The sequence below is a fragment of the Flavobacterium potami genome, from assembly GCF_020026915.1.
Lineage (GTDB): Bacteria > Bacteroidota > Bacteroidia > Flavobacteriales > Flavobacteriaceae > Flavobacterium > Flavobacterium potami.
This window is the reverse complement of record NZ_JAINUY010000003.1, coordinates 252,230-279,164: the sequence shown is the minus strand read 5'-3', so window position 1 is coordinate 279,164 and position 26,935 is coordinate 252,230. Positions and strand designations below refer to the sequence as shown.

The following is a 26,935-nucleotide window of genomic DNA, read 5'->3' as shown; positions in this document are numbered from 1 at the left end:
CCCACAGGATAATTTTAAATATAGAGCATAGATGAAACTCAAAATTCAATTATTAATCGCGTCGGCTGCAATCTTCTCATTTGTAAGCTGCGGACAAAAAAGCAATGAAAGCGAAAACGCTGCCAAAACTGAAAATGCTGCGGGAGCGAAAGAAGAGGCGCATGGCGAGGAGGAAGCTGCTACAATTGCAGTGCTGACCCAGGACCAGATGAAATCGGTAGGGGTCCAGCTGGGCACTATCGAGAACAAGAACCTGACTGCAGCGATAAAAGTCAACGGCGCCTTAAGGGTTCCCAACAACAATAAAGCCAATGCCACATCACTTTATGGAGGGGTTATCAAAACCCTTAAAGTGCAGCTTGGCGACCAGGTCCGCAAGGGACAGGTGATTGCGACGATCGAGAATCCGCAGTTTGTGCAGCAGCAGGAGGAGTACATCACCATCAACAGCCGCATCACCAATGCCGAGCAGGAGCTGCAGCGCCAGAAAGATCTTCAGGCCGGAAATGCCGGAGCATTGAAGAACCTTCAGAGTGCCACAGCGGAAGTGAATGCGCTTCGCGCCCGCAAGGCATCGCTTGCCAAACAGATACAGCTAATGGGGATTAATCCGGCAGGAATTACTGCCTCAAATCTGCGAGCTGCGCTAACGGTTACAAGCCCTGTAACCGGAACGGTGAGCGCCGAGTTTGCCAAGATCGGAAGCTATGTTGACGTATCCTCGCCTGTGGTGGAGATAGTGGACAATCAGCTGATCCATTTGGACCTTCAGGTTTTTGAAAAAGATCTTCCCAGCATAAAAGTGGGGCAGAGCGTCACTTTCACCCTTACCAACAATCCTGCGGCGACTTATACAGCAAAGGTGTTCAATATAGGCTCCTCATTTGAGAACCAGAGCAAGAGCGTTGCGGTCCACTGTACAGTAACGGGCAATAAAACCGGACTAATCGACGGAATGAACATCACGGCGATGGTAGGCGTGGGAACGGCCCTTACGGCTGCGGTGCCTAATGATGCGATTGCTGAAGCGGACGGAAAATTCTACATTTTTGTAAAAACCGATAAGAAGCCTGAGGAGCATGAAGAGGCGGAAGGCGAGGAAGGCGCTGAAGCCGGTGAAAAGCACAGCCCTGAGGAGGAAAAGAGGATTGCAGCGACAAGCATGAATTTTGAAAAAGTGGAGGTGACCAAAGGAGTTTCAGAAGTGGGCTATACAGCGGTTACACCCGTTAAGGATGTGCCTGCCGGAGCGCAGATTGTCACGAAAGGAACCTTTTTCGTAAATGCCAAACTGAGCAATTCGGGAGGCCACGAACATTAATATTTTGAAGGATTTAATGCAGGTGACTGTTCGACAGTGTGTGTTTGCCTGTGATACCCCGGAGAATTTAGATCCGCCCCCTGGGTCTCTAATCGATGGTCTCGAATCGGTAAACCTGCATTAATTTAAAAGACTGCCGGCAATTAAGGCTGATTATGAAGTATCTGCCTGCTAAAAAGTAGTTTCCGAATGCTGAAATTTAAAATAAGCTTCGTAAATTTACTATAACTGCCTAACGGATAGGCCTTATTGCCGGTTTTATTTTTAATGGAAAAGTCATATGAAGAAAACGACTGAAGAAGCCTTTAACAGCAAGAATATACGCCTGACCACGATGCGTATCCTGATTTACGAATATATGGAGACGCTCACAGCGGCATTATCGCTTGCTGAAATCGAAAAGCATTTCCATAAGGCGGATAAGGTGACGATCTACCGCACTCTGCAGACCTTTCTGGAAAAGGGGCTTGCGCATAAGATTCCCGACGAGAATGAGGCCAAATACAGGCTGAGCGCCGAATCCTGCGCTGAGGAGGACCATAATGACACCCACCTTCATTTTTACTGCAAAAAGTGCAGGCAGACCACCTGCCGTGAGGAGATCGCGCTTCCCAAAAGCCTTACCGAGAGCCTGCAGATTGATGAGATCCAGATTTTAGCTAAGGGAATCTGCGAAAAATGCCTAAAGAGCCAATAACTGCAGAAATATAATGGAGAACCAAAGAATATTGTAAAATTTTAAAGTTTAAATATGCTTCTAAACCGTAAAATATCAGTGCTTTACTTTGTGCGTGAAATCAGGGCTCAGATTATTCTGATTGTCCTATTCGCGGCTGCAATCGGGCTGCTGGATATGCTTCCCATATTTAAAAAAGTGGCGCTTCCGCTAAGCATTCCAGCCCTTGTGGGGACCGCGGTTTCACTGCTTCTCGCATTCAGGACGGCACAGTCCTATGAGAGATGGTGGGAAGCCAGAACCGTATGGGGTGCGATTGTCAATGATTCGCGCACCCTTATCAGGCAGGTAATGCAGTTCGCGTCCAAGGAAAACAGCGACATATCGTCGCAGTTCGCAGAAAGGCAGATCATTTGGGTTTATGCCCTTGGCGAATCGCTGCGCCGCCAGCCGTTCAGCCCGAAAGTGCAGGCCTACCTGAAATTCCATAATATTACTGCGGCCAATATACCAAATGCGCTGCTTGACCTGCATTCGCAGAATATTGCCGAGATGGAGAGCAGAGGGATTATATCGGATTTCAAGACGGTGCAGCTCAATGAGACCATTTCGCGCCTGTGCGACCATATGGGGAAATGCGAGCGCATTAAAAATACGGTCTTCCCCAAGTCCTACAGCCTGCTGGTGCACACTCTGATCTATGTTTTTGCGGCCATACTGCCTTTCGGGCTGGAGGATTCGCAGCTGATTGTGGAAGTGCTGATGACCATCCTGATTCCGCTGCTTTTCATTGCGATAGAAACCACTGCCATCATCATGCAGGATCCTTTTGAGAACACGCCCGTGGATACTCCGATGACCTCCCTGGCGCAGACCATTGAGATCAATCTTCTTGAAATGACAGGCGCGGCGGATATTCCGGTCAAGCCCAAGAATAACGAATATTTCGAAATGTAAGATAGTGCCAATCTAAAAATCAGCCTGCTATGGATATCGAATTTGAGCTGCTGCTTTCCGCTAAACTGCTTCTTGCCGTTTTTCTTGGAGGGCTATTAGGCCTGGAAAGGGAACGCGAACAGCAGAATTCCGGTGTGAGGACCTTTGCCTGCATCTGTGTGGCCTCGTGCCTGTTTGTTTCGATTTCGGCCCATCTGACCGCCGACAAATCCGCCATAGCCAGAATGCTGGCGGCCATTGCGACAGGACTCGGATTCATAGGCGCAGGACTGATTTTCAGAGACGAGAAAAATCTCCCCAAGGGACTGACCACTGCTTCAGGACTGTGGACGACTTCGGCAGTCGGCATGGCCATAGCCCTCAATATGTTTGTCCTGGCAGTGGCGGCGACACTTATAATACTGCTTATTTTCACCATAAACCAGTTTGGCTGGTACAGAAGATTTGTGGACAGATTGATTAAGAGTAAAAAAAGGAACGGCTGAAAAATTGCCGGCCCTTTTATCGGAGCCTTTTCTTCAAGGGGATCGGCGCCGTATTTTTTAACCTTATAACATTAAAAGATTATGGAACACAAGCATAAATACGATAAAGACGGAAAACAGATCTGCTGCACCCAGACCGAGAAGGTTTACACCCAGGCAGGAGCTGAGAAGCTTCTGAAAGGGCACAGCGCCGATGATGGGCACAAGCATGCGCACAGTAAGGGCGACGGGCATAACCACAGCCACAGCGATGACGACGGACATGACCACAGCGGTGCGGAAGGAGGGCCTTTAAAGATGTTCCTCCCTTCGATAATATCGCTGGTTCTGCTTCTTGCGGCCATCTCGTTTGACAACTGGATAAAGCCGGATTGGTTTTTAGGCGCCCTGCGTTTCGCATGGTATCTCGCAGCCTATCTCATTGTCGGCTTTCCGGTTATCAGGGATGCCTTCAAAAGCATGGGCAAGGGTGAGATTTTCTCCGAATTCCTTCTTATGAGCATTGCCACGATCGGGGCGTTCATTATCAAGGAATACCCTGAAGGAGTTGCCGTGATGCTTTTTTACGCTGTGGGGGAGGTATTCCAGACCCTGGCGGTGTCAAGAGCGCAGCGCAACATCAAAAGCCTTCTGGACCAGAGGCCTGATGAAGTGACCATCGTTGCTGATGGCAAAACCAAAAACATTAAGGCTGAAGAGGCGCAGATCGGCGACATCATCCAGCTGAAGCCTGGGGAAAAGCTGGGCCTTGACGGAGAGCTGCTGACCGAAAGCGCATCTTTCAATACGGCAGCCCTTACCGGGGAAAGCAAACCGGACACCAAGTCTAAAGGAGAGGCTGTTCTTGCGGGAATGATCAATCTGAATGTGGCTGCCCAAGTGAAGGTCACCGCGGCATTTACCGACAGCAAGCTCAGCAGGATACTGGAGCTTGTGCAGAATGCCACCTCGCAGAAGGCCCCTACGGAGCTTTTCATACGCAGGTTTGCCAAAATCTACACGCCAATCGTGGTTTTCCTGGCTATCGGAATCTGCCTGCTGCCTTATTTCTTTGTGGACAATTATGATTTCAGCAGCTGGCTTTACAGAGCCCTTGTCTTTCTTGTGATCTCTTGCCCGTGCGCGCTAGTGATTTCGATTCCCCTTGGCTATTTTGGCGGAATCGGTGCAGCGAGCCGAAACGGTATACTTTTCAAGGGAAGCAATTTCCTTGACGTAATGGCCTCGATACAGAACGTGGTTATGGATAAGACCGGGACGATGACAGAAGGGGTGTTCAAGGTGCAGGAAACGGTCTTCAAGCCAGAATTTGACAAGGACGAGATCCTAAAAATGGTCAATGCGATTGAGAGCATGAGCTCGCATCCCGTTGCCACGGCGATCCATGAATATGTCGGGGAGGTCGACAGTTCGATAAAACTGGAAAGCACTGAAGAAATTGCAGGGCATGGACTCAAGGCGGCCATCAACGGAAAAGAGCTGCTTGCGGGCAACTTCAAGCTTCTTGACAAGTTCGGCATTGCCTATGACGTCGATCCGACTTCGATAGTGTACACCACCATTGCGGTAAGCTACGACAGGAAATATGCGGGCTACATCACAATTGCCGACAGCATCAAGGAAGACTCCCAGCTGACCATAGAGCTGCTGCATAAGCTTAATATCAAGGCAACGATGCTAAGCGGGGACAAGGGGAGCGTTGTGAAATATGTGGCCGACAAGCTTGGCATAGACAATGCGTACGGCGACCTCCTTCCTGAGGACAAGGTAAACAAGGTTAAGGAGATCAAGTCGCAGTTTGGGACGGTTGCTTTTGTGGGAGACGGCGTGAATGACGCACCTGTTGTAGCCTTAAGCGATGCGGGGATTGCGATGGGAGGACTGGGAAGCGACGCCACCATTGAGACGGCGGACGTTGTCATACAGGACGACAAGCCTTCAAAGATACCGATGGCCATCAATATCGGCAGGCAGACCAAGAAGATCGTCTGGCAGAATATCACCCTTGCATTTGTAGTGAAAGGGATAGTGCTCATCCTCGGAGCGGGCGGGCTTGCCACTATGTGGGAAGCGGTGTTTGCTGATGTCGGGGTGTCTCTGATTGCGATCCTTAATGCCGTGCGCATTCAGAAAATGAAATTCTAAAGCAGGGAAAAGGGAGCACCCGCACTTAAATCTACATATTTGGCGCTTATTTTTTGCCGCAGGCCGCAGATGGGATCCATTGCATGGAGAACCGTCAGGCCATAGCGGCAAGGCTCCCTTTTGCCTGAATTCAGCTGCACTGAAGCCCTGGAGAACCGGGCTGGACCGTGCATGCCTATAACTGAACAGGCAGTTCTGCCGGCAGCTTATGGCAAATTGAGCTGTATCTGCGGGTCGGGCTTCCGTTCGAATTCTACCCGAAATGAAAAAACGACATAAAAAATACTATCCCAATATCCATAAAACCCCGAGGGGCCAGAAGGGAAGGCCTGTCAGAAGGAAAAACAAATATTCGGCGGTAAATATAGGAAAGACGATCATACTTACGATTCTCGGCCTTGTGATAGTGCTGGGAATCATTGTTCGGGTCAGGCATTTCGTCCTGTACCACATACTGGACAAGCCCCATGAAAAGGCAACTGAAAAAGCTTTGGATAAGGGCATTGGCCGCAATAGCCTCACTCCAAACGGAGAATCCTGAAAAAGGCGGAGGAAAATTGTTAATTCAGAACCGCAGGCCTTCCAAAAGCCTGCGGTTTATTCCATATTTCCGGCCCTAATGCCGGAGAGCAACCCCAAAAGATATAAACTATGAGAAAGCATTTGAATATTTCCGCTGTAATCCTTACCATCCTCAGGGATAACCCGGAGAGGGATTTCGCCCTGGATGAGCTTACGGCGCTGATTTTTCCCGATAGTCCTCCCCAGGATGAAAAGCGGAACCAGTCCGAGGTTCTCGATATGCTGATATTTCTGGATGACCAGAAGCTGGTGCTTCTCGATTTTGACACTGACCGCAGTTCGATAGCAAAATAGCGGCTATGCCGCTGTGCCTGCAGAACAGCTCTGCAGGACGGAAAACCCAAAAAGGCGATGCCCATTCTAGACCAGCACGGTCAGTACTGCGGGAGCTACCGAGATCCTGCAGCTGTTGGTTCTGAGCTTGTAGTGTTCGCCGTCGATCTGGGCGTCGGTAAAAATCCTGTTGGGCATTTCCACGCACAGGTTCTGCACCAGATGGTGCTGGGCCTTTTTGAATCTGGAGACCGAGCGGTTCAGTATATGGTAGCCCAAGGCTATCTTTTCGATGAAGGAAAGCTCAGGTATCAGCACCAGATTCAGCCTTCCGTCTGTGAGCATGGCATCCGGGGTAAGGCTCATGCTGTATCCCATTTCATTTGAATTGGAGACAAAAACCATAAATGGCCTGATGGGGATCACCCTGTCGTCAAAATAGACAACGGTGGGCTGCGCCTTATATTCGAAGCTGGAGGCGACAGCGGCCCTGATATAGGAAAAGAGCATCCTTCCTGCGGAATGCTCGTATTTTTTGATGACCATGGCGTCAATGCCCACACCCGCATTGCTGAAAAAATAATGCTGGTTTATCCTTCCCGCATCAATGCGTATTTTTCTCCTATCCCTGATCACTTCAAGGGATTTTTCTATATCGTGGGGAATGTTCAGATGCGAGGCTAGGCCGTTTCCCGAACCCAGCGGGATGATGCCCAATTCGACCCCCGTGCCTATCAGGCATGAGGCGACCTCATTGATGGTGCCGTCCCCGCCGCAGGCCACTATGATATCGGGATTCTGCTCCAGTGCGCTTGCGGTAAGGGAAAGCGCGTGCTTTTTTCGCAGGGTGTAATCGGCCCTGATCTTGAAGCGGTCGGCGGGAAAGAACTGCCTGATGTAAAGATCGGACAGGCTGTGGCGTCCGTCTCCGGAGACGGGATTTATAATGAAATGTATATAGGTCATCGCTTATTTTAGAAGTTTGTTTGTAAAAAGGTAATCGGCCGTCTGGTACCATGCTATGGTCTCCTCCAGAAAGCTTCTGTCCATCGCAAGGGGAGTGAGGCTGTTGTCGGATTTTTTCCAGCTGTAGAAGGCCTGCTTCTGCTGGTCGGAGAGAATCATCACCCTGCTGCCCTTCATCAGTGCCAGCTTGCGGTAGGTTCCCAGAAACGCGCGCTGCTCAAAATTCTGCGCAAGGACATCCCTTCCGAAGAAATCCGATTCATAATGCCATCTGAAGAGCGAAAAGACCGTCGGCCAGAGATCGATCTGCGAGCACTGCGCGCCTATCTTCCGATTTTCTGCTTCGGGCAGGTTTGCTATGAAAGCGGGTATATGGTAGTTGGCAATGTCAATCTCATCCTTCCCGGCGCTGCTGGCGCAGTGGTCCGCTATTATGATGAAGACCGTATTTTTGTACCACGGCTTTTTGGATGCCTCGGCAAAGAGCCTTTTAAGTGCATAGTCCGCATATTTCACAGCGCCCTCGCGTCCTGTTCCCGACGGGATGTCAATTCTGCCTGACGGATAGGTGTACGGCCTGTGGTTGGAGGTCGTCATTACAAAATTCAGGAACGGTTTTCCTTCCTTGTACTGCCGGTCGGCGGTGCTGAGCATTTTATTGAAGATATCCTCATCGCAGATACCCCAGGCATTCTCAAAGGTGACTTCGCTGTCTGCAATATTATGGCGCACGGTCTTGATCCGGTCGCTGAGCACGCTTCCGCGTCCGCGGTCGTATATGGTGAATCCGTTGCCTCCGAAATAGGAGTTCATGTTGTCGAAATAGCCGTCCCCGCCGTAAAAGAAGCTGCACTGGTAGTTTTTGGACCTAAAGACGTTGCTGATGGTAAAAAGGTTCTGGTTATCGGGCCTTTTTACGATGGACTGCCCTGGGGTCGGGGGGATGCAAAGCGTAACGGCCTCCATTCCCCTTACGGTCCGGGTTCCGGTGGCGTACATATTATTGAAAAAGACGCTCTTCTGGGCAAGGCTGTCCAGGAAAGGGGTCAGGTTCTGCCTGTTTCCGAATTCATTCATAAAACCGGCGCTGAAGGACTCCATGAGCACAAATACGACGTTTTTCCTCTCAAGAGGGGTCTGGGCATCCTTTATGCTGCGGTGGATCGAATAGCCTGTTGAGGCATAGGACACGGTGCTGTCGCGTAGTTTTGATTTTACGATGCCGAATGCCCTGTCATTGCTGATGGTGGTGTAGAAGCGCTCGTATTTCATCTGATTGTTGCGGAAGGCGGCAAAAAAGGAATAGATCCCTGATTTGGAGATTTCGGAATTATAGCGGTTTGGGGACCATTCGGCCTGGCTGCTGGAGATAAAGGTGATATAAAAAGAAGCTGCCGCCGTAAAGACAAGCAGTATGGAAACCCTCTTCACTATGTCCGCATTATGGGCGAATGCGGCAGCAAAGGCTTTTGATCTGTGGAAGGCAAAAAGGACAAGTGCCGTCACTGCCAGCACTGATGCAATCAGAAGCGGCAGGGGATAGGACTCCTGTATATTGGCAATAACCTCATAGGTGTAGATCAGGTAGTCCACGGCAATAAAATTGAAGCGTGTCCTGAACTCATCCCAGAAGGTGATTTCAGCCAGAAAGGTGAAGACCAGAATAAATACGTTCACCGAGATAAAGAACCAGGTGATGGCCCTATCGGCGATGGAGCCGGTCCATCTGCCGGCAAATACGGTATAGTATAGGACGGCGGGAAAAGAAATCAGGACAATGGTGCCCAGATCAAAGAAAAATCCGGTTAGCAGCGTGCGGGCGGCATCCAGGACATTTAGGGAAACCTGATCGTGCTGCCAGATTAGAAATATAACTCTTAATAGCTGTGAAAATAATAAAAACCACGCAATAAAGTGAACCAGCAGCGCGTATCTGCCGGTTCTCAAAGACAATTTGCTCATAACTCAATAATAACTCAGCAAAGTTTACATTGCAATGTTGTAATCATTCTGAATTTTTGGTTTTTATTAAGAAATAAAGGCCGAGTTTATGAAAAATTATCTGCGAAGCCCTTTCAGCCATTCCTCCAGGGTGCCTGGCCGTTTGAAGAGCCCAGCGCGCGGCGCTGGAAACGAACGCTGAAGCTGTGCAGTCCCTTATAGAATGAATAGCTGACCCTCCAGCCGCTTATTTCGGCTATCTTCCTGATGATTGCCAGACCCAGTCCGGTGCCGTTTGCCGAGGTGCCGCCGTTAAAAAACCGGTTGAAGAGCTTTTCTATGGGCAGCGGCGAAGGCACTCCCGTGTTTAGGATCAGCAGCTCGTCGGGCATGGTCCTGATGATGATATTCCCTCCGCTGCGGTTGTGCCGTATGGCATTGAGCACAAGGTTGTTGATCAGGATTTCCCCAAGGACAGGATTGCCATATATCTGCAGGCTTTCGGAGATCTGCATACTGATGGACACCTGCTTCTGGTCGGCCTGTTCGGTGAAGAAGTCCAGGTGCTTTTCAATATGGGCGTTGACCGAGATGGTGCTTTTATCCAGATAGGCCTCATGCTCCATTTTGGAGAGCAGCAGCAGGTTTTTGTTGAGCCTGTTGAGTTTTGCCACATCCCTGCTCAGCGTGCCAAGCACGTGGGTCTGATCTTTGTTGAGATCCATCTGGAACAGGGTGTCGATCTTATTCTGGAACAGCGCTAGGGGGGTCTGAAGCTCGTGCGCCGCATTTTCCACAAATTCCCTCTGGCTTTTGTAGATGGCGGTATTTTTTTCAATGAGCGCCTCTAGGCTTCTGTTGAGGCGTTCAAATTCATCGATGTCTGATTTGATGAAATGGGGCGGCTTGCTTTTGTCTATCTCAAATTCATGTATCTGGTCCAGGGTGTTGTAGAAGGGCATCCAGCGTTTGGAGGCCGTCTTTTTGGAAAGCCACACAATGCCGATGAAAAGCACCAGCAGTATGAAGGTGAACATTCCGGCTATGCTGAATACCATGCGCTCCATTTCCAGAAGATGGATCTTCTCGGTGTAGGTGTATGTTTTGCCTGCAATCTGCACCGGCGCGTAGATGATGCGGAAAGGCTCCTTCTCTTCGGCAGTGGAATCCTCGACCATGGTGCCCACTATGGAATCTTTGGTGACCCCCATATCGGGCAGGATGGTGAAATGCAGGTTGAACCTGTTCCAGGTCTTGATGTCCTCGGGTGTAAAATTCCTGCTGCTCTGATTCACGAAGGCGTTCTTGTGCTGCACGAGGACCTCTTCGGTTTCATAGATGTAGAGCCACTGGCTCACATAGTAGAATATCGGCGCGCAGATCAGCAGAATGGCTGCCGCCAGGATCAGAAAATCGCGGGTTGTTTTGCTGAGCAGTTTTTTTGTGTTCATTTTTCCCATTTGTATCCTTCGCCGTAGACAGTTTTGATGTAGTCGCCGGAGCCTGCTTTGGCGAGTTTCTTTTTGAGGTTTTTAATATGGGCGTATATGAAGTCGTGGCTGTCGAGCATGTCGGCCATATCGCCTGAAAGATGCTCGGCAATGGCGGATTTTGAAAGCACTTTATCATTATTTCCGATCAGGAACAGCAGCAGGTTGAGCTCCTTTCTGGTTAGCTCCAGCTTTTGGCCGCTGACCAGGACCGTTTTGGTGAAAACCTCAATCTGGATTTCCTTGAAGACCACCCTGTTGCTTCCCCTGAAATTCCTGCGCCTCACAAGGGCCTGCATCCTAACCAGCAGTTCGGCGAGGTGGAAGGGTTTGGTGAGGTAATCGTCGGCGCCAAGGCTGAAGCCCTCAATCCTTGCCTCAAGGGTCTCTTTGGCCGATATGATAATCACCCCGTCGGTCTTGTCCTTGCTCCTGAGCTCGCGCAATATGTCAAATCCGTCCCCGTCGGGAAGGCCAAGGTCAAGCAGTATGCAGTCATAATCGTAATTGTCAATCTTGTGGATTGCCTGCACATAGCTGTGCGCTGTCTCGCATTTGACGCCTTCTCCCTTAAAATAGCCCTGTATGCTCTGAGCGATATCCTGCTCGTCTTCGATAATTAAAACCTTCATTGTAATCGGATTATATGCTGGTAACTGATCTGCGGGATAATAAATTTACTAAATTAGAACCGAATCCCATGCTGTCCCTGCCTAATTTTATCCCCGCTTATTCAGTTATTCCAAAAACCGCTAAGTTTACAATCCAATTTTGAATTTATTCTGAATTTTTAGGCATATTCCGTTTTTTAACATTTTAATCTCTGATTTGTGCGCATTAGCCGCCAGATGCGGCATTATCCGCATTGCCTTATTTCTGGACCATGCTTGAGATTATATTGATGCTCAATGCCAGGATGGTGGTATTGAACATAAAGGAGAGCACTCCGTGCACCAGTGCGGTGCGCCTTATCCTGCGGTCCAGTATGGCTACATCCGATACCTGGAAAGTGGTGCCGATCACAAAGGAGAAATAGACAAAGTCCAGATAGTCAGGTTCTCCCTTACCCGGAAAATCAAGGCCGTTCAGCGAATAGTGCAGATTGGCGTATTTAAAGGCAAAGGTAGTGTGGACAATTGCCCAAGCGGTTCCCACCGATGAAAGTGTCATCACCACATGCAGCGCCAGTTCGGGGCCTGTCTTCTGCTCGGCTGAAACATACAGAAGCACAATTCCCAAAAGGCTGACCGCTGTTGTAAGGAGCATGAAAAGGGAGAGCACTGCGCGTCCCGAATCCTGGTCTTTGGCATTTTTTTTGAGCTCATCCAGACGGCAGGTGAGAATGGTAAACCAGGAGAAGAACAGCTGGGTAAGGGAAAAAGCCAGCCAGACCGCCATGATGTGCACAGAGGGCCTGCTGGTTCCGATCTCAAGGACAATGGCCGTGAGCAGACCCGCCGATGCAGAAATTGCCAGCCTCGACCTGTTGCTGAGCCTGTTTATAAATACAGTTTTATTCATATGAAATTAATTTTTTTGGCTGATGCCGATTGTTTGACTGCTATTGGTAAATGTTCATTTTTTCATCATATATGGGGCTTTCTATATCCAGAAATTTCAGCACACTGTGAAAAACATGGTACTGGGACACCGTCTTATTGGCCTTGAGTTTTTTCGAGCCGGGCGATACCCAGACAATAAAGGGTATCTCAAACTGCTCCCGCGGGGCAATGCCCATCGGCAGGCCGTGCATGTAGAGATTATTTTCACCTAGGGACTCGCCGTGATCCGAAACAAAAATCATCGTGCTGTCAAATTCCCTGAGCTCTTTCAAGTCTGCGATTACGCGGCTTAAAAGGTAGTCGGTATAGACAATGGTATTGTCGTAAGAATTCATGAGTTCCTGCGTTGAGCAGTCTGCAAGCTCAACGCTTCTGCAGACCGGGCTGAACTTCTCGAAGCCTGCAGGATACTTAGTGCTGTAGCTGGGCCCGTGGCTGGTGCTGGTGTGCAGCACCAGAAGTATTTTATCTTTTGTGCTTGCCAGTATTTGCTCTTTGAAAAGGGCCAGCAGAATCTCGTCGTAGCCGCAATTTCCGCCTTTGCAGGCCTTTGAGAGGTATTTCCTGTCCTGGTAATTTTTGATATGAAGCGGGGGCTCCCCCCAATTGGAGGTCCTCCAGATGACCTCCACATTATTGCGGAAAAGGTAGTTGGGCAGTATTTCATAAAGCTCATCGGTCTTTTTATAATCCAGGATTGCCTTGACACCTGCCGTGGTATAGGTCGCGGCAGACACTGCGCTTAAGGGGTGCACATTTTCTGTGGCTCCAAGCAGCGGATTTGTATTTTTACCATAGCCGTAGAGCGAGAAATTGGCCTTTCTTGCGGATTCCCCAATGACCAGCACCACAATTGATTTTTTTTTGTCCCTGATGTGGGCATCGGGAAGCAGGATTTCCTTCTGGTTTTTCTTATACTGGTGCGCGTAAAACAGCGAGGTGTTGACCGCATAGGACCATGGCATTGCCAGCCCTCCCAATTTTTTGGAATTCTTGTCGATCCAGAGCCAGCTGGAGGAATTGACAAAAACCAGCGCCAGGGCAATAAGCAGACTGCCGCCGCAGAGCAGCGCAAACCTTTTAAGGGGCTCTTTTACGGCCTTAATCCTGAAGAGCGCCACGGCGGGAACTATGCCGAGCACAAGCACATAAAGAACCATTCTGAGCGAGAAATAGGCGCTTGATTCCGCATAATTGGTGTTTAGGATATTCCCAATCATGCTTTCGTCTATGATCACGCTATAGGCATTGATGAAATAGAGCGCCGCGGCACTGACCGCAAAAAAAAGCGAAATGAGGATTCTGCCGAAAATTCCGGTAAGGTAGAGCAGCAGATAAAAGACCAGAAAATCCAGCACAAGCATCAGCACTATGAGGCTGGCGATGGTCAATATGCCGCTCAATGCCGCGTAATTGAGATTCCCGACCACAAAACAGAAGAAGGGAAAATGGAAAAATACGCAGTTGGCAAGGCTCAATAGGGCCGCCAGACGGGCTGCAGGGAGTCTACCTTTTAACATATGCGGCGGTAATTTTATAAAGTGATATGGTCAGCACGAATAAAGATAAGTAAAATATGAACAGGTTCTCGCGCATGATTTTGACCAATAGCGCTATCCAGCATCCTGTGAAGGCGATGATGAAGAAGGGATAATATTTTCTGATTCCTATCCATTTCCAGATTCGGTACCTCGTTGAGATAAAAATACCGGCAAGGGCGCAGATGTAGCCTACGATGCCCCCGACAATAACATCAATAGGGTAATGCGCTCCCAGGGCAACCCTTGTGAGGATCAGCCCCAGACCGGCAGCCACAATAAGCACGCACCATACGATCCTGTTTCTCAATCTGGCAGGCATAAAGGCAAACATAAGGATGGAAAGGGCGGTAAAAATGGTGATCGAATGCCCTGACGGCAGGCTATTGTATCCTGACAGAGTCCTTCCGATTATGGTAAAGCTGCCGTTATCAAAGAAAGCTGCCGGCCTTGGCACATGAAAGAGCTTTTTCAGCCCGCTGGAAAACAGGCAGGAAACCAGAAGGGCAGAAGCAAGGCACTCCCATATTTTTGGGGCGTGAAGCACAAAAATGCTCAGAAGGGACGCCACTACCAGCGTATTTCCGGTTTCGGTGAGATTGTACTGCAATTCGGGATACTGGGACAGGACAGAGTTCAGCATAAAGAAATGCTCCCGCTGGACCAGGATATAGGATTCCGCGTGCAGCGCATCGAGCATGAACAGGAACGCGGCAATGAGCAGCAGCAGCACTGCAGGAAGCAAAAAAAGCGTAGGCCGCAGCCTTGAGAAGTTGAATGAAACATAAAGATCCAAAAAGGGATTGACCTTTTCGGACTTGATTTTTTTGATGCTCCCATCGGCATCTTCAAGGAATAACTGGCGCATTTTATAAAACTTTGGCAGACATTGCTTTACACTGGCTTAACACAGGAAAAACATTACGCTGATTTTTTCCGAAAGTTTACAATCCAATCTTGTAATCATCCTGAATTTTTAAAACAGGACTGCGCTTTTATGCCTTGAATTGGTTTTAAATAGCTGTAGATTAGGTGTTTGCGTTTTTTTATTTTTATAAAAAAAACGGAATCAGAGTTGGCCTGCCTGCAATCCGCTCTTGGGATGCGCCTCTTCAAATTGCCTTGCGATGCTTTGAATTTTTAACAGTGAATTCTTGGAGGCAAGAAATCTAAATAGGTATATTTGGATTAAGAAACCACCCAAACAAACAGATCTTTCAAAATGGAAAAAGCGATACAACTAAAAGTGAGAAAAGATTTGGATGCACAACAGCAGCACATCATACTCAAGCTAAAAGGCAGCCTTATATCAAAAGGATTTACGGAAATCATCCATATACTGGATCAGGATGAGGAGTTTCATATCAATACCTTTGAAACGCCATTAGAAAAACAAAGCGAAGTTAAGCAGTATATCGCCGCTTTCATAAATCAGGAAAACATCATGGATACTGTAACCATTAAATAGGTTCAATTTTCAAATAAAAGTGGCTGCGGTACTGTAAGCATAAGCACTTTTTAGGTTTAAGGTTGCAAATGCTGCAAATAATTGTAATTTTATAAAAAATCTTACTAAAAACTTGTGCAGACTTTGATGAACATTGATTTTCTGGATGCGGGCTGTGCGGATGCCATCCATATTAATTTTAAAGGCAATGATGATAAAACGCACAACATCATAATTGACGGAGGCAGCGAGAAGGGCCGTCTTTATGAGGCCGGGCTCAGAAAGAGGATAGATGAAATAGTCAACATCAGAAAAGAAATAATTGATATTTGGATCATTACCCATATTGATGATGACCATATAGGCGGAATTCTCCGTCTGCTTAAGGATACTGACCTTCTGAAAGCCGTTGATCTCAGCAGAACCACTTTCTGGTTCAATTACTCAATCTGGGACTATGACACCGGCATCCGGACCAATAACCTAAAAAATGTTAAGCAGGGCATTACCCTTAGGGAGTACCTTGCAGCCCATTCTCATGTAAAACAGAGCATTACTGACAGCCACCCCCCGATTGATTTATGGGGAGCCAAATTGAGTATTCTATCACCCGATAACGCAAAGTACAATTCGCTTCTCAAGCTGTGGAAAAATGAGGAGGTGAAAATGAGGGAAAAGGAGCCTTCATCTTTAAAAAGCATTAGAAGCAATGACTACGGCAGGAGGATTGAAGATTTCGATACTTCTAGAGAAGTAAAGGATGTTTCGGTGGAAAACGGTTCAAGCATCAGCTTTATACTGCAGTTTAGCGGGGAATCATTCCTGTTTACTGCCGACAGCCACCCTGATGTTCTTGCCGCAGCTATTAAGAGAAAATTCGGGGAGCAAAAGATTAAGCTTAAGTATATGCAGATTCCCCATCACGGAAGCAGGTATAATATAAGCAACGCTCTTCTTGAGCTGGTTGATTGTGAAAATTACATTATTTCAGCAGATGGATACAACCGCTCAAATCTACCCAACAAGGAAACTTTAGTGAAAGTGCTTCGCGCCAATCCCGATAAACATATCAATTTTTATATAACCCAGGAAAATGAACTGACCCGGAACATTTTTAAAGCAGATCCAGAATTTAATATAAATCTAATATTTCCCACCCAGGGAAACAACCACCTACACTTTGAAATAGGATGACAGCAGAGAAAGATTTTATAGTCCGCATAGAAAATCCCTATGGATTCAGCAGCGGATTGGTTTATTCGCCAAACAGCCAATCAGAACTGGTCTATGTGTTTACTGCCAGACATGCCCTGGTTGGAGACGAGGGGATTCCATGCGAATCTACTGAGGTAACCGTCGGATTTCTTATTGATAATGAATGGTCTACCTATAGACTGCAGAAAGGAGATATAATATTAATTGGAGAAAATAATGCAACTGAAGATATAGCCATACTGGTAATCAAAAAGCCATCTCTTCCCGTAATGCTTAACTATGATAGATGCCCTGAAATCTGCCAAGTGCCGGCTAAAGGACATGAACTTGAGATAACCGGTTTTCCCAAAGTGGTTCTTAATGAACTAAAAAGAACACTGCACCATTTGAAGCCGCTTAAAGATCGAGATTACGAAAGGCAGATACAGATTGAAGTATCAGATCCACTGACCGGGGAGTACAATGACGACAACCTTGTGGAAGGCTATTCCGGAAGTCCGGTATTTGTTAAGCTCAAAGATAAGTATTTCTGCTGCGGTTTATTTCTTGGCTATGAGACAAAAAACAAAAGAATATTAGGGATCGATCTTTCTCTGGTAAATAATCTTCTGGCATCAAGATCGCTGCCCCTGCTATCATTACTGCAGATAGAGACAGACTATACTATTCTGGAAGCAGCTGAAAAGCTTAATGAGAATTCTTTCAGGGTGCTTTCAAGAATAAGAGACAGCGTTGGAAAAGTCAACCTGCCGAGGACCGAAATTTCAGCCGCTGCTTTGGAAGTCATAAGAAACGGCAAGCTGGCAATATTTACAGGAAAGCCGGGAACCGGAAAATCAGCGCTGGTTAAGAAGATTTTGGACGGATTAAAAAATGATTTTGAAATATTTGCCTTTCAGGGCGAGCAGCTGGACAAAAAAAGTATCGAAGAGATATTTGCTGATAAGCCCTTCTGCTTTGGGATTTCCCTTTCAGAGGTTCTTGATTCCCCGCTATTCGTTAAAAAGAAAATTTTCCTTATAGACAGTATCGAAAAAATACTCGAAACGGATAATGCTGAGACAATATTGGATTTTTTTGAACTGCTTTTTAAAAGAGAGGATATTACATTAGTGTTTACCTGCAGGAGCTATGCGGCCGAGCATTTAAAAATCCGTTTTTTAAGGCAGTTTCCTGCTTTTCCCGATTTTGATGTGCCAGCGCTTGATTCGGCGGAGCTGGAATGTATTGCAGGTAGCTATCCGGTGCTGAGCACCTTAACAAAAAATAAATCCATTTTGCAAGTTCTCCAGATTCCTTTTAATCTGGATAAGGCAGTGTCTTTACCGCAGAATTCGGTAAATGATGATATTGATACTGAAACAGCGTTCAAACAGATCATGTGGGAATATGTGATTGAAGGGCGCGAAAAGGAATCAGATCCGCGAAAAAGACATTTGCGCGGCGAGACATTTATGGAAATTGCCCTGAAGAGGGCATCGGCCATGAGCGCATATGCAACTGTTGAGCACGCACGTGCTGACATACTTCACGAGCTGACCGCTGACCATATTATTGATCCCGAACCGGTGTACAGAAGAAGCTTCGCGGCAGCTCATGACATCTATGAGGACTGGGCACTGACAAGGCATATTGACAGCAATTATCTGCAATACATTGCCCAAGAGGACAATTACGGCGTTTTTTATGATGCAATAGGAACCGCTCCAGCAGTCCGACGAGCCTTCAGAATATGGATATCAGAAAAAATACAGGCAGCGGACGGATCTGCCGGCCGGCTTGTAAAATCAACCCTTAACGATGCGGCAATCCAAAACTACTGGAAGGATGAAATTTTAGTCGCCGTTATGCAGTCGCACGACAGCGGTGATTTTTTGCGTGAGAACAAGGATTTTCTATTTTTGGATGGGTTTAAATATTTCAGAAGGATAATTTTTTTAGTTCGGGTTGCCTGCCAGAAGCCGGATTTTTCCCTCCTAAATGCGTTTGATGTGGACAAAAGGACTCAGGTATATCACAATATAAATCTGGTTCCCTATGGTGAAGTATGGGGCAATCTCATTGAATTTATTTTCTTAAACCTGAATCTGCTGCAGTCCCAGATGAAGTTGATACTTTCAATGCTGCTGCAGTGGGAGAAAGGCTTGAAAAAAAACGGACCGTTTCCTGCCGAGTCAGAGCATGCGGCTAAAATTTTAATATGGTTTTACAGTAATTTTACATCAGGCGGCTCACCTGAGCAGGGAAGTGCTAAAACCGAGAATCTTGAAAATGGAATATTAATGCTTTTCCGTCTGTCCGATTTTGTCAAAGATGATTTGAAATCATTAATAGAGGATGCATTTAGTAATAAAAACAGGGACGATGATTTTGAAATCGGCAATCTCTATGATAAAATTTTAGAATATGTCCTTGACGGGTACGAAGGTCAGAAAATATGCAAAAATTACCCTGAACTTGTCATTCAAATTGCAGAAAGCAAATGGTTTTATTATCCGCCGACTCCTGAGCAGATTGCGGAAATGAAGAGGCAGTCCATTCTGGGGCCCTATCACCGATCGATGATGCACAGTGAACAGGATTTCGGGTTCAGAAGGAGCACAGAAAGACATTATTCCCCTGGGAGCCCTTATGAAACGCCTATATTGAACCTTCTGCTGTATTCGCCGTTTGCAACTGCAGATTTTTTAGTAAAGCTATTAAATCATGCTGCCGATTCCTATATCAGGTCCGATTTCGGCCGAGACAATGAATTTCTGCATCCTGCTGACCACCGTTCGCAGATAACCTTTATAATGCCAGACGGAAGAGAGATTAAACAGCATGCCAGCCCTTCATTATGGATGATGTTCAGGGGAACCTATTTTAATTCGCCTGATGTCCTGAAATCATGCCTAATGGCAGCCGAGTGCTATCTGCTGCAGATCGGCCGAGATATAAAAGAGAACAAGCATGACCAGTATACTAAATTTTTGAAGGCTTCCTGGGACTACATTTTTGAGGCTTTTTTAAGCAGATGCAACAGCGTCATGGGGTCGGCGGTGCTTATAAGTGTCGCTAATGAGCATATGGATCTTGCCGGAAGAAGAATTTTTCCTCTATTGAAAATAAGGGAGATTTACCATTTGGATTTCCACAGATGCCTTAAAGAATCAGAAGCCTACAGTCCTCTGAGCTATAAAAAGCACCGCCAGCTGCGTCATCTGCAGCTGCAGAATTTCCAACAACTCAATCATAGAAGCAAGAGCATTGAAGATTTGGTTATGAACTTGAGTTTTGGAGAGTTTCAAACTGAAATCTTTGAAATCATAGATGATTTTTATCTGGAAAACCCGACAGACCAAAACTGGCGTTTTGCACTTGCGCGCATCGACCGCAGAAAATTTAGAATAGTAAAAGAAGTTGAAAACGGATATCTATTAGAAACAGAATTGGAAGATGACTTACAAAAGGTTGTCGAGGATAATAAAATAATGCAGGAAGAGAACCATACCGTTTCTTATGCGGCATACTGGTGCATGCAGAAATTAAAGCATGAAGCCGTTGAAGAGGATAGTTATGAAAAATGGGCGGAACTCTGTAAAATATCTCTGGATGCCCAAGATAATAAAAACATCTCCAAAATGCATAAGCAGCCTGTGCTGTTGGCAGCAATGGGAATCAGGGATTTCTATTCATCATTAAGCGCAGCAGAAAAAGAATGGTGTGAAACTAAAGTAAACGAGCTGTTTAAATACGAACTCTTCGAAAATAGGCTGGAGCTGGATTTTATGAATTCAAGACACACGGTGTATGAGACAGAAGCTGCCTTTTCTGTAATTCCAATTTTGATGCTCAAGTCGGAGGAGACGGAAAAAAAGACGTACAAGCAGAATATTCTTTATTACTTAACGCATTTTCATAAAAGATCCGAGCACGATTCCCTGCGGGCTTCAATTAACAGCTGCCTATGGAAGCATGATCCCGGTTTTGTATTAAACTGTGTATGCTGTATTGTAGAATATTCAAAATTCTCCCATCTTAAACACAGGCTGGAACATTTAAGCGCATATAGATCCTATAAAAAAAATATCTTTTATTTTATAAAAAAGTCATTTTACAGAATAAACTTAAAAATAAATCCTCATTATAAACCCAAAGGCCGCATTGCGGGACATATTAAATTTAATGAAGCCTTAAAACAATACAGAGCATCTTTTGATGCCATTATGGATAAAGTCACTCAAGAAGCGGCTCCCGCATATATTGCAATTCCCGATTATCAGACAAATGCAGGGGACTGGCTGTTTGAAGCCTTGAAACTGGTGCCGGCTGAAACAGAACTCAAGATCCTGCAGGACTATTTCAAAAATGTCTTAAATTACATTTTTGAAACCTTTGCAAAAGATTACGATCCATATGACGACACGATTCATCATTCCCTGCAGCAGTTTTTTCAAGAAAAATTTGCCCTGTTTTTGCTCAGCCAGCGTGAAGATGCTGCAATTGAGTGCTTTAAAGCATTAATTGACTGGGCTTTCGCAGATGGCGCAAAAACCTTATATAGAAATAAAAGATATGAATTTACCGTTAAGTGCCTAGAAGAAGTGGTAAACCAGTTTTTAAATGATGGATCCAAAGCGTCAAATTTCTGGATTTTATGGAGTTATTTAAGCCATAAGATTTTGACGGCTCAGGCATTTATTTTTGACAAACCTTTTCTATTCAACCATCGCATATTGTTCTTAACGCATTTAGATTGGAATCCCCTAGAAAATAAAAAGCATTTTTTTGAAACCATTATACTGAAGGGGGGAGACCTTGAGTCCGCCGGGAGATTAACTGCCGGCATTGGATTTGAGGAATTAATGCCTGACGCTGTCAGCTGGCTGGCCGAACGCATTAAAAAAGAGTGGCCCGGAAATAAAGACTGGGATTTTTATCTTGAAAAAATTATTATCCAGACCTATTATGACGGCCGCAGGAGAAAGGAAATCACGGCATCTGCCAGATTAAGGAATGATTTTATTGCACTGCTGGACAAGCTGATCGATCAGAGCGCTTCTTCTACAGCTTATATAATCCGTGAAGATTTCATATCTTCAAAAGGCCTGGCGTAATAATGGTGTCATGTTTCAGTAACCCAGTAAAAAAAAACAGAAAGATTCACGGCATTTATGAACCGCACCATTTTGTTTTTAATGACTGTATTTTTGCCTTTAGTGCAGACAGGTCGTTAATCTCATGGAGATAAAACAGTCCAACCACCATATAATGGGAATTTAGTTTGAGGTCCTGGTTGAAGGTATCCGTAAAATAAAACTGCGGGTATGCTGAATTATAAATTAAGGCATAGGCGTTATCAGGATTCGGAGCCGAAATGCATCCATTAAACAGATTTACAATCTCCTGATCAGTAAGCGTAGATAAAAAGTGGCAGATTAGTTCATTCATGGTATTACTTGTAAAATTTATATTCAATTCCAAATTTAAACACCGATGCCGGCGTAGATCTGGTGGGGAAAAAACGGACAATTAAAGTATCGCCGCTTTTTTTAGCTGTAATCTTATAGCCTCTGCCTTCCATGTAGGTGGAAGTTTTGTCCTGAGCATCTATAATTTCAATTTTGGCAGGATTTTTTGAAACCTTAAATATGGTATTATGTTTGTTTTCAAATATAAAAATATTTCCCTGTTTTTCAACTTCAATGTAATCTGCAGAAGCGGTATCCGAGCTCATGATCCGGTTAACTGCCCCTTCATTTAAATTATAAGTGGTTTCAACCAATTTGCCATAGCCCGGTTTCGAACTGCAAGACATTAATACGGCCAATATGGGCAACAGCGCTTCTTTTTTCATTTAAACTTTTTTACGTTAATAAAATATATCCTTCTGAACTAAAGTTTTATATGCGATTTGAAATAAGATCAAGAATTAAGTTTTCTTGGCATTATTGTCTGCTGTCAGAAGCACAGCAGCAAATTTATTCTGTAAATATATCCGTATAATAATCTCGAGGTTACGGTTTTCCGTATTACAGCCAATACTAAAATGATGGCTGAATATACGAATATTCGTCCGTATCTTCGGAATTTTTGGTGGAATCAGCCAAAAAAAGAAAGTAAGCGGATTTTGAGCCGCCAGTATCTGCATAGCTTTTTTTGATTTCCCGCAGAAAAAGGCATGGACTAAACAGCGTATATAAAACAGCCGAATTTAAATTACCGGACAGATCGTTTTTTTAGGGGCAGGAATTAAAAAAAATGGCTAATTTTATAGGCAGCAATAAATAAAGTAAAGCATGGCAATTGATTATCAGGACCCTAATGTTTTTGAGGCGGACTATATTTACCGCATCCAGACCTTTGAAAAGTACCTGGCGAGTCCGGCATCTTCGCCGCAGCATTATGCGAAATATAAAGCCGGTCTGATGCCCTATATTTTTTACGGGCATAACGTGGAGGGAGTCCTGGGCCTTTTCGAAAGGGAATTTCAGGAGGTCAGGTCCGGAATTGAAAACTATGAAAACGATAACCATAATGATTTTCCGATGCTCAAATCGTTTGTGAACACGGAACGGGAACTGCGCAGGATATTGGACGAGAGCCAGCTTAAGGACTATAAGGCATTATTGCAGCGCTCGTTCGAGAATCAGAAGCAGGATGTGAAAGCCGCGGCAGTGAGCCGTTTTTTTCTGTCCAGCCCGATATTGGAGAGCTATATTTTTCAGGTGGAGAAGATTTTCGGAAAAGGCATACTGGACTGATTTCGGATTTCGGATTTTCTGCCAGGATTTCCAGAACAGTTGGCGGCCTTTTGATCTCATAATTTTCGATTTATGGAACTGCATTTTGAAGATTTTGCGCTTACGGTCAGAGCCGGAGATCTGGACGTGCCTTACGGCCTGAGTGACGAGGCCCTTTTTTTATCCGTGCGCAGCCATTTGGCGGGACTGCTGGGTTTCAGAGGCACAGAAATTTTCTGTTTTGGACCGGCGCCGGATAATACAGCCGACGGACAGGATGCGCTTCTGGAAAACGGCGTTTTTTACCGCATCATCGCCTATGGGAAGAACCTGGGGATCGACGGGCAAAGCACTGCCCAGGAAATCCTTGAAGGGTACAGGTTCCTTGTTGAAAATTTCGAGCCGAGATGGGCTTCAGTCTTCATTGAAGAGGGGTTGGAGAAAAGGGAAGTGACCATCGAGCTGATGTACCAGGAAGCATTTTGAAAAAGCAATCAGTTATGGATTTGGATGAAGGCATTGAAAGATTTCTGCGGGCACAGGAAAATGTGCATAAGCAGGCACTGGATGAAATAAAAAAAGGAAAAAAGCAGAGCCATTGGATGTGGTTTGTATTTCCCCAGATCAGAGGCCTGGGATTTACGGACTATAACATATATTTTGGATTGAAGGACCTTACTGAAGCCGTGCAGTATCTGAATGATCCCGTACTGGGAAAACGGCTGGTCGAAATTTCAGAAGCGGTTCTGGCGCTGGATGGTAAAAGCGCATTGGAAGTTTTCGGCAGGCCTGACCAGCGCAAGCTCAAGTCCTGCATGACCCTGTTCAGCCTGATTCCCGGCGCAGATCCTGTTTTCCAGAAAGTATTGGAAAAATATTATAGCGGCCAGTTGGATGATAAAACCATGGCAGTATTGGAGGCGCAAAGCCAGTAGGGGTAATTTCAATTCCGCAGCCATAGAAATGGGATCTCACAGCTCAACGTAGATTATTTTTACATTTACCCGATGCTCGTCGATCAGCTTGTCTATTTCGCTTCTCAACTGCCCGTATCTGAGTTCGGACTGCTGCTGGTCCTCGATGCTTTCCAGCCGCAGCCTTTCCCTTCTTTCATCAGGGGTTTCGTGTGCCGGAGAAGCCTTTTGGCAGCCGGTTTCCTTAACGCCGCTTTCCGCGTTTTCCAGCGCCCGTTTTTCCATTTCCCTTTCGGCCTCTCTTGAATCCCTGCGGCACTGGATCATATAGTCCTTAAGCAGCGCGATGCACCTTTGGACATGCTCGCCAAAGCCGCTGTCTTCATCCAGGAGTTCATGGGGATAGGTGTAACTCAAGATCTCCATTCTGGAGTGCAGGTCAATCTTAAAGTAGTCTATAAATTCCCCGTTTGTGACCCCGTTAAACTTATCGATTTCCATAGCATTGTCTGTATTAGATTTGAAAGCCGATCAGGTTTCCCTGATAGGGAAAAGCGAAATCCTCGATTTTCACCGACTGGTCCAGCCATGCGGATTCATCCTGGCGTTTGAGCATAATAGGCATCCTGAGCTTATGGTTATGGATGTACTGCATCAGATCGTTGGCTTTTGTGGTCACCATGGTGTAGGTATTTTTAATCTCATCCGTCACAGGATCTGTCCATGAGGAATACAGGCCTGCAAAAGTAAAGATTTCATCATCCTGGGAATTGATCTGGTATCTGTCCTTGCTTTTTCCCTTCTGGTCATTCCAATGCCACTCGTAATAGGCAGAGGCGATTATCAGGCAGCGGTTATGGGTGATATTTTTGAAGGAGGCCTTTTCGTCTATGCTTTCAATCCTTGCATTGAGCGTGTTTTTCCTGAACTCGATATCCTTTGCCCATGACGGCAGCAGGCCCCATGTATAATCCGTTGTGATCAGATGCGGAGAGGAATTGAGTATGACAGGAATATTGGGATGGGAAAACCCATTTATGAAGTCAGACTGCAGGTAGGTCTCCTCATTATCGAGCTCGGCGTTAAATCGTCTTTTGAGATCTTCTATAGAGGCATTCTGCTGGGTATAATAGCACATAAATTTCGTTTTTAGGGCTGTTTAAAATGTCTTATACTGACACAAATATGCCCTTAAAAGGGCTTCTGTGTTTTCCATTGCGCTTAAGTTTGACAAAACGATCTTATGGAATCATACCCAATAGACATTAAGCGCATTGAAAGGCTTTTAAGAGAAAACCAGCAGCGAAAAAGGATGCTTCGGGAAAGAAACAGCACCAGACTGATGTGCTTCATGCTGTTTTTTCTGTTTGTTTTCTTTATTCTTCTCTATCAAATTTAATTCATAATTAGGACTTTACATAAATAAATGCCTAAAATTTCATTCTGTGGCGCGGCAGATTGATTTCATGCTCCTGCGGATAAGGCTGGCGGTGGGTGCTGCTGACATCCTGTTTGATATTATGCTGGGTGGTAAACCTCTTGTCCGAATCCGAATATCTGGGATCGGGGATGAAAGGCATTTTTGTTAATTTGGAAACGGTGATTGTAGGAAAATGATAGTCAATTTCCACGATTCCGCGCATCAGGTAGCATCCGCCTCCCTGAAAAGGATAATTGGCAAGACTGTCCGGGAAGTGGGCTGTATCAAAATAAGCGCCCTCATGATCGATCCATGTCCCGAAATACATATTGCCCCTTTTTGTCGGGACCTGCTTGGTCGAGATCAGATAAGCCAGCATGCGGACCTCTTTTTTATGGTGTTTCAAAAGATCACGTACCATCACATCTCCGCGGTGTCTGGTCTTAAGCAGATCAAAAACGGTGCAGGATATGGGAAAATTCAAAAGCTCGATCTCATCAAAAGCATCCTCAAAAACCGAACGCTCCAGAACAGGCAGCTTAAACTCTTTTGCCGGTTCGCGGATCAGCATCAGCCCGCGGTTTTCCGGCTTGAAATTGTTCATCAGAAGGCTGACCTGCACCAGCAGCTGGTTTTTGGTCTTGCCTGTAAAGCGGAATGCGCCTATAAAAATCAGCACCTTTACATTCTCAATTCCCATCGGCACCCTGTTTATGAAATCTTCCAGCGATTTATAAAGGCCGTTTCTTTCGCGTTCATAGGCGATGAACTGCGAGAGTTTGGAATCCAGGCCCTGCAGGTACATAAAGCCCAGATAGATATCGATGCCGTAAAGCGAAGTCTGATAATCGCTTCTGTTAACGCAGGGCGTATGGATAACCGCGCCGGCCATTCTGGCTTCGTGCACGTAGATTTCAGTGCGGTAAAACCCTCCCTGATTGTTGATCACGGCCACCATGAATTCAATAGGGTAATGCACCTTGAGGTAAAGGCTCTGATAGCTTTCCACGGCGTAGGATGCGGAGTGCGCCTTGCAGAAGGAATAGCCCGCAAAGGATTCGATCTGGCGGTAGATCTCGCGGCTCAGCGTTTCGGGATGCCCTTTTGCGGCTGCAGCGATAAAGAAATCATCCTTTACTTTCTGAAGCGCCGCTTTTGAGCGTCCCTTGCCCGACATGGCGCGCCTCAGGATATCTCCGTCAGCGGCCGAGAGCCCGCCGTAATGAAGTGCAATCTTGATCACGTCTTCCTGATAGACCATAATGCCGTAGGTTTCCA

Annotated in this window: 23 protein-coding genes and 1 pseudogene; 13 read left to right on the top strand and 11 right to left on the bottom strand. The window is 46.0% G+C overall.

What is annotated here, in order from left to right; all coding sequences use genetic code 11:
• Nucleotides 1-31 precede the first annotated feature (31 nt).
• The 7 genes from K6T82_RS10825 to K6T82_RS10795 all read left to right on the top strand — a co-directional run bounded on the left by K6T82_RS10825 (nucleotide 32) and on the right by K6T82_RS10795 (nucleotide 6,460).
• Entirely contained in the window at nucleotides 32-1,321 is a 1,290-nt protein-coding gene (locus tag K6T82_RS10825) for an efflux RND transporter periplasmic adaptor subunit (protein ID WP_219071602.1), read from the top strand.
• A gap of 280 nt (nucleotides 1,322-1,601) precedes the next feature.
• A complete protein-coding gene (locus K6T82_RS10820; RefSeq protein WP_219071601.1) occupies nucleotides 1,602-2,018 on the top strand; it encodes a Fur family transcriptional regulator in 417 nt (138 codons plus the stop codon).
• Nucleotides 2,019-2,072: 54 nt separating this feature from the next.
• On the top strand, nucleotides 2,073-2,954 hold the full coding sequence (locus tag K6T82_RS10815) for a bestrophin family protein (RefSeq protein WP_219071600.1): 882 nt from the start codon (nucleotides 2,073-2,075) through the stop codon (nucleotides 2,952-2,954).
• Nucleotides 2,955-2,983: 29 nt separating this feature from the next.
• The gene (locus K6T82_RS10810; RefSeq protein WP_219071599.1) at nucleotides 2,984-3,439 is read left to right on the top strand and encodes an MgtC/SapB family protein; all 456 of its coding nucleotides are present in this window, start codon (nucleotides 2,984-2,986) and stop codon (nucleotides 3,437-3,439) included.
• Between the two features lie 81 nt (nucleotides 3,440-3,520).
• Nucleotides 3,521-5,584 (top strand): heavy metal translocating P-type ATPase, encoded by a 2,064-nt coding sequence (locus K6T82_RS10805; protein ID WP_219071598.1) that lies wholly within the window; start codon nucleotides 3,521-3,523, stop codon nucleotides 5,582-5,584.
• A gap of 262 nt (nucleotides 5,585-5,846) precedes the next feature.
• Complete coding sequence (locus K6T82_RS10800; protein WP_219071597.1) at nucleotides 5,847-6,125, top strand: hypothetical protein; 279 nt, start codon at nucleotides 5,847-5,849, stop codon at nucleotides 6,123-6,125.
• A gap of 110 nt (nucleotides 6,126-6,235) precedes the next feature.
• A complete protein-coding gene (locus tag K6T82_RS10795; protein WP_219071596.1) occupies nucleotides 6,236-6,460 on the top strand; it encodes a hypothetical protein in 225 nt (74 codons plus the stop codon).
• Between the two features lie 66 nt (nucleotides 6,461-6,526).
• Here K6T82_RS10795 and K6T82_RS10790 read toward each other — a convergent pair whose 3' ends face one another.
• The 7 genes from K6T82_RS10790 to K6T82_RS10760 form a co-directional block, all read right to left on the bottom strand.
• Nucleotides 6,527-7,405, bottom strand: coding sequence for a diacylglycerol/lipid kinase family protein (locus K6T82_RS10790; protein WP_219071595.1), 879 nt, complete (start codon nucleotides 7,403-7,405; stop codon nucleotides 6,527-6,529).
• A 3-nt stretch (nucleotides 7,406-7,408) separates the two neighbouring features.
• Entirely contained in the window at nucleotides 7,409-9,367 is a 1,959-nt protein-coding gene (locus K6T82_RS10785; protein ID WP_219071594.1) for an LTA synthase family protein, read from the bottom strand.
• 113 nt (nucleotides 9,368-9,480) lie between these two features.
• Nucleotides 9,481-10,797, bottom strand: coding sequence for a sensor histidine kinase (locus K6T82_RS10780; protein WP_223705933.1), 1,317 nt, complete (start codon nucleotides 10,795-10,797; stop codon nucleotides 9,481-9,483).
• The gene (locus tag K6T82_RS10775) at nucleotides 10,794-11,468 is read right to left on the bottom strand and encodes a response regulator transcription factor (RefSeq protein ID WP_219071592.1); all 675 of its coding nucleotides are present in this window, start codon (nucleotides 11,466-11,468) and stop codon (nucleotides 10,794-10,796) included. Before K6T82_RS10775 ends, K6T82_RS10780 begins: the two co-directional genes overlap by 4 nt.
• Nucleotides 11,469-11,706: 238 nt before the next feature.
• On the bottom strand, nucleotides 11,707-12,357 hold the full coding sequence (locus tag K6T82_RS10770; protein ID WP_219071591.1) for a DUF1345 domain-containing protein: 651 nt from the start codon (nucleotides 12,355-12,357) through the stop codon (nucleotides 11,707-11,709).
• Between the two features lie 40 nt (nucleotides 12,358-12,397).
• Nucleotides 12,398-13,918: a phosphoethanolamine--lipid A transferase EptA gene (eptA, locus tag K6T82_RS10765; RefSeq protein WP_219071590.1), complete on the bottom strand. Its 1,521-nt coding sequence runs from the start codon at nucleotides 13,916-13,918 to the stop codon at nucleotides 12,398-12,400.
• Nucleotides 13,905-14,804 (bottom strand): phosphatase PAP2 family protein, encoded by a 900-nt coding sequence (locus K6T82_RS10760; RefSeq protein ID WP_219071589.1) that lies wholly within the window; start codon nucleotides 14,802-14,804, stop codon nucleotides 13,905-13,907. The genes eptA and K6T82_RS10760 overlap by 14 nt, the downstream gene beginning before the upstream one ends.
• 354 nt (nucleotides 14,805-15,158) lie before the next feature.
• Here K6T82_RS10760 and K6T82_RS10755 point away from each other — a divergent pair, with 354 nt between their 5' ends.
• From K6T82_RS10755 to K6T82_RS10745, 3 genes are all read left to right on the top strand, one after another.
• Nucleotides 15,159-15,404, top strand: coding sequence for a hypothetical protein (locus tag K6T82_RS10755; RefSeq protein WP_223705932.1), 246 nt, complete (start codon nucleotides 15,159-15,161; stop codon nucleotides 15,402-15,404).
• 126 nt (nucleotides 15,405-15,530) lie between these two features.
• Nucleotides 15,531-16,577 (top strand): MBL fold metallo-hydrolase, encoded by a 1,047-nt coding sequence (locus K6T82_RS10750; protein ID WP_223706184.1) that lies wholly within the window; start codon nucleotides 15,531-15,533, stop codon nucleotides 16,575-16,577.
• A complete protein-coding gene (locus K6T82_RS10745; RefSeq protein ID WP_223705931.1) occupies nucleotides 16,574-21,697 on the top strand; it encodes an ATP-binding protein in 5,124 nt (1,707 codons plus the stop codon). The genes K6T82_RS10750 and K6T82_RS10745 overlap by 4 nt, the downstream gene beginning before the upstream one ends.
• Before the next feature lie 338 nt (nucleotides 21,698-22,035).
• Here the strand turns inward: K6T82_RS10745 and K6T82_RS10740 are convergent, their stop codons facing one another.
• The gene (locus tag K6T82_RS10740; RefSeq protein WP_223705930.1) at nucleotides 22,036-22,437 is read right to left on the bottom strand and encodes a hypothetical protein; all 402 of its coding nucleotides are present in this window, start codon (nucleotides 22,435-22,437) and stop codon (nucleotides 22,036-22,038) included.
• Nucleotides 22,438-22,879: 442 nt separating this feature from the next.
• On the opposite strand from K6T82_RS10740, the gene K6T82_RS10735 reads away from it, so the two are divergent.
• From K6T82_RS10735 to K6T82_RS10725, 3 genes are all read left to right on the top strand, one after another.
• Nucleotides 22,880-23,344 carry a hypothetical protein gene (locus K6T82_RS10735; protein ID WP_223705929.1) on the top strand — a complete coding sequence of 155 codons (465 nt, stop codon included), beginning with the start codon at nucleotides 22,880-22,882 and terminating at the stop codon, nucleotides 23,342-23,344.
• Nucleotides 23,345-23,416: 72 nt separating this feature from the next.
• On the top strand, nucleotides 23,417-23,809 hold the full coding sequence (locus K6T82_RS10730; protein ID WP_223705928.1) for a hypothetical protein: 393 nt from the start codon (nucleotides 23,417-23,419) through the stop codon (nucleotides 23,807-23,809).
• Nucleotides 23,810-23,823: 14 nt separating this feature from the next.
• Nucleotides 23,824-24,258, top strand: coding sequence for a DUF1810 domain-containing protein (locus K6T82_RS10725; RefSeq protein WP_223705927.1), 435 nt, complete (start codon nucleotides 23,824-23,826; stop codon nucleotides 24,256-24,258).
• 36 nt (nucleotides 24,259-24,294) lie between these two features.
• On the opposite strand, the gene K6T82_RS10720 is transcribed toward K6T82_RS10725, so the two are convergent.
• From K6T82_RS10720 to K6T82_RS10710, 3 genes and pseudogenes are all read right to left on the bottom strand, one after another.
• Entirely contained in the window at nucleotides 24,295-24,738 is a 444-nt protein-coding gene (locus tag K6T82_RS10720; RefSeq protein ID WP_223705926.1) for a hypothetical protein, read from the bottom strand.
• A 13-nt stretch (nucleotides 24,739-24,751) separates the two neighbouring features.
• Entirely contained in the window at nucleotides 24,752-25,375 is a 624-nt protein-coding gene (locus tag K6T82_RS10715; protein WP_223705925.1) for an SOS response-associated peptidase, read from the bottom strand.
• Between the two features lie 292 nt (nucleotides 25,376-25,667).
• Nucleotides 25,668-26,933 (bottom strand): annotated as a pseudogene (locus K6T82_RS10710) (helix-hairpin-helix domain-containing protein); the annotation flags it as partial.
• Nucleotides 26,934-26,935 lie beyond the last annotated feature (2 nt).

Excerpts from the sequence above, each read along its gene's own strand:
- K6T82_RS10825 (WP_219071602.1), top strand. The coding sequence starts at position 32 with ATGAAACTCAAAATTCAATTATTAATCGCGTCGGCTGCAATCTTCTCA.
- K6T82_RS10820 (WP_219071601.1), top strand. The coding sequence starts at position 1,602 with ATGAAGAAAACGACTGAAGAAGCCTTTAACAGCAAGAATATACGCCTG.
- K6T82_RS10815 (WP_219071600.1), top strand. The coding sequence starts at position 2,073 with ATGCTTCTAAACCGTAAAATATCAGTGCTTTACTTTGTGCGTGAAATC.
- K6T82_RS10810 (WP_219071599.1), top strand. The coding sequence starts at position 2,984 with ATGGATATCGAATTTGAGCTGCTGCTTTCCGCTAAACTGCTTCTTGCC.
- K6T82_RS10805 (WP_219071598.1), top strand. The coding sequence starts at position 3,521 with ATGGAACACAAGCATAAATACGATAAAGACGGAAAACAGATCTGCTGC.
- K6T82_RS10800 (WP_219071597.1), top strand. The coding sequence starts at position 5,847 with ATGAAAAAACGACATAAAAAATACTATCCCAATATCCATAAAACCCCG.
- K6T82_RS10795 (WP_219071596.1), top strand. The coding sequence starts at position 6,236 with ATGAGAAAGCATTTGAATATTTCCGCTGTAATCCTTACCATCCTCAGG.
- K6T82_RS10790 (WP_219071595.1), bottom strand. The coding sequence starts at position 7,405 with ATGACCTATATACATTTCATTATAAATCCCGTCTCCGGAGACGGACGC.
- K6T82_RS10785 (WP_219071594.1), bottom strand. The coding sequence starts at position 9,367 with ATGAGCAAATTGTCTTTGAGAACCGGCAGATACGCGCTGCTGGTTCAC.
- K6T82_RS10780 (WP_223705933.1), bottom strand. The coding sequence starts at position 10,797 with ATGAACACAAAAAAACTGCTCAGCAAAACAACCCGCGATTTTCTGATC.
- K6T82_RS10775 (WP_219071592.1), bottom strand. The coding sequence starts at position 11,468 with ATGAAGGTTTTAATTATCGAAGACGAGCAGGATATCGCTCAGAGCATA.
- K6T82_RS10770 (WP_219071591.1), bottom strand. The coding sequence starts at position 12,357 with ATGAATAAAACTGTATTTATAAACAGGCTCAGCAACAGGTCGAGGCTG.
- eptA (WP_219071590.1), bottom strand. The coding sequence starts at position 13,918 with ATGTTAAAAGGTAGACTCCCTGCAGCCCGTCTGGCGGCCCTATTGAGC.
- K6T82_RS10760 (WP_219071589.1), bottom strand. The coding sequence starts at position 14,804 with ATGCGCCAGTTATTCCTTGAAGATGCCGATGGGAGCATCAAAAAAATC.
- K6T82_RS10755 (WP_223705932.1), top strand. The coding sequence starts at position 15,159 with ATGGAAAAAGCGATACAACTAAAAGTGAGAAAAGATTTGGATGCACAA.
- K6T82_RS10750 (WP_223706184.1), top strand. The coding sequence starts at position 15,531 with ATGAACATTGATTTTCTGGATGCGGGCTGTGCGGATGCCATCCATATT.
- K6T82_RS10745 (WP_223705931.1), top strand. The coding sequence starts at position 16,574 with ATGACAGCAGAGAAAGATTTTATAGTCCGCATAGAAAATCCCTATGGA.
- K6T82_RS10740 (WP_223705930.1), bottom strand. The coding sequence starts at position 22,437 with ATGAAAAAAGAAGCGCTGTTGCCCATATTGGCCGTATTAATGTCTTGC.
- K6T82_RS10735 (WP_223705929.1), top strand. The coding sequence starts at position 22,880 with ATGGCAATTGATTATCAGGACCCTAATGTTTTTGAGGCGGACTATATT.
- K6T82_RS10730 (WP_223705928.1), top strand. The coding sequence starts at position 23,417 with ATGGAACTGCATTTTGAAGATTTTGCGCTTACGGTCAGAGCCGGAGAT.
- K6T82_RS10725 (WP_223705927.1), top strand. The coding sequence starts at position 23,824 with ATGGATTTGGATGAAGGCATTGAAAGATTTCTGCGGGCACAGGAAAAT.
- K6T82_RS10720 (WP_223705926.1), bottom strand. The coding sequence starts at position 24,738 with ATGGAAATCGATAAGTTTAACGGGGTCACAAACGGGGAATTTATAGAC.
- K6T82_RS10715 (WP_223705925.1), bottom strand. The coding sequence starts at position 25,375 with ATGTGCTATTATACCCAGCAGAATGCCTCTATAGAAGATCTCAAAAGA.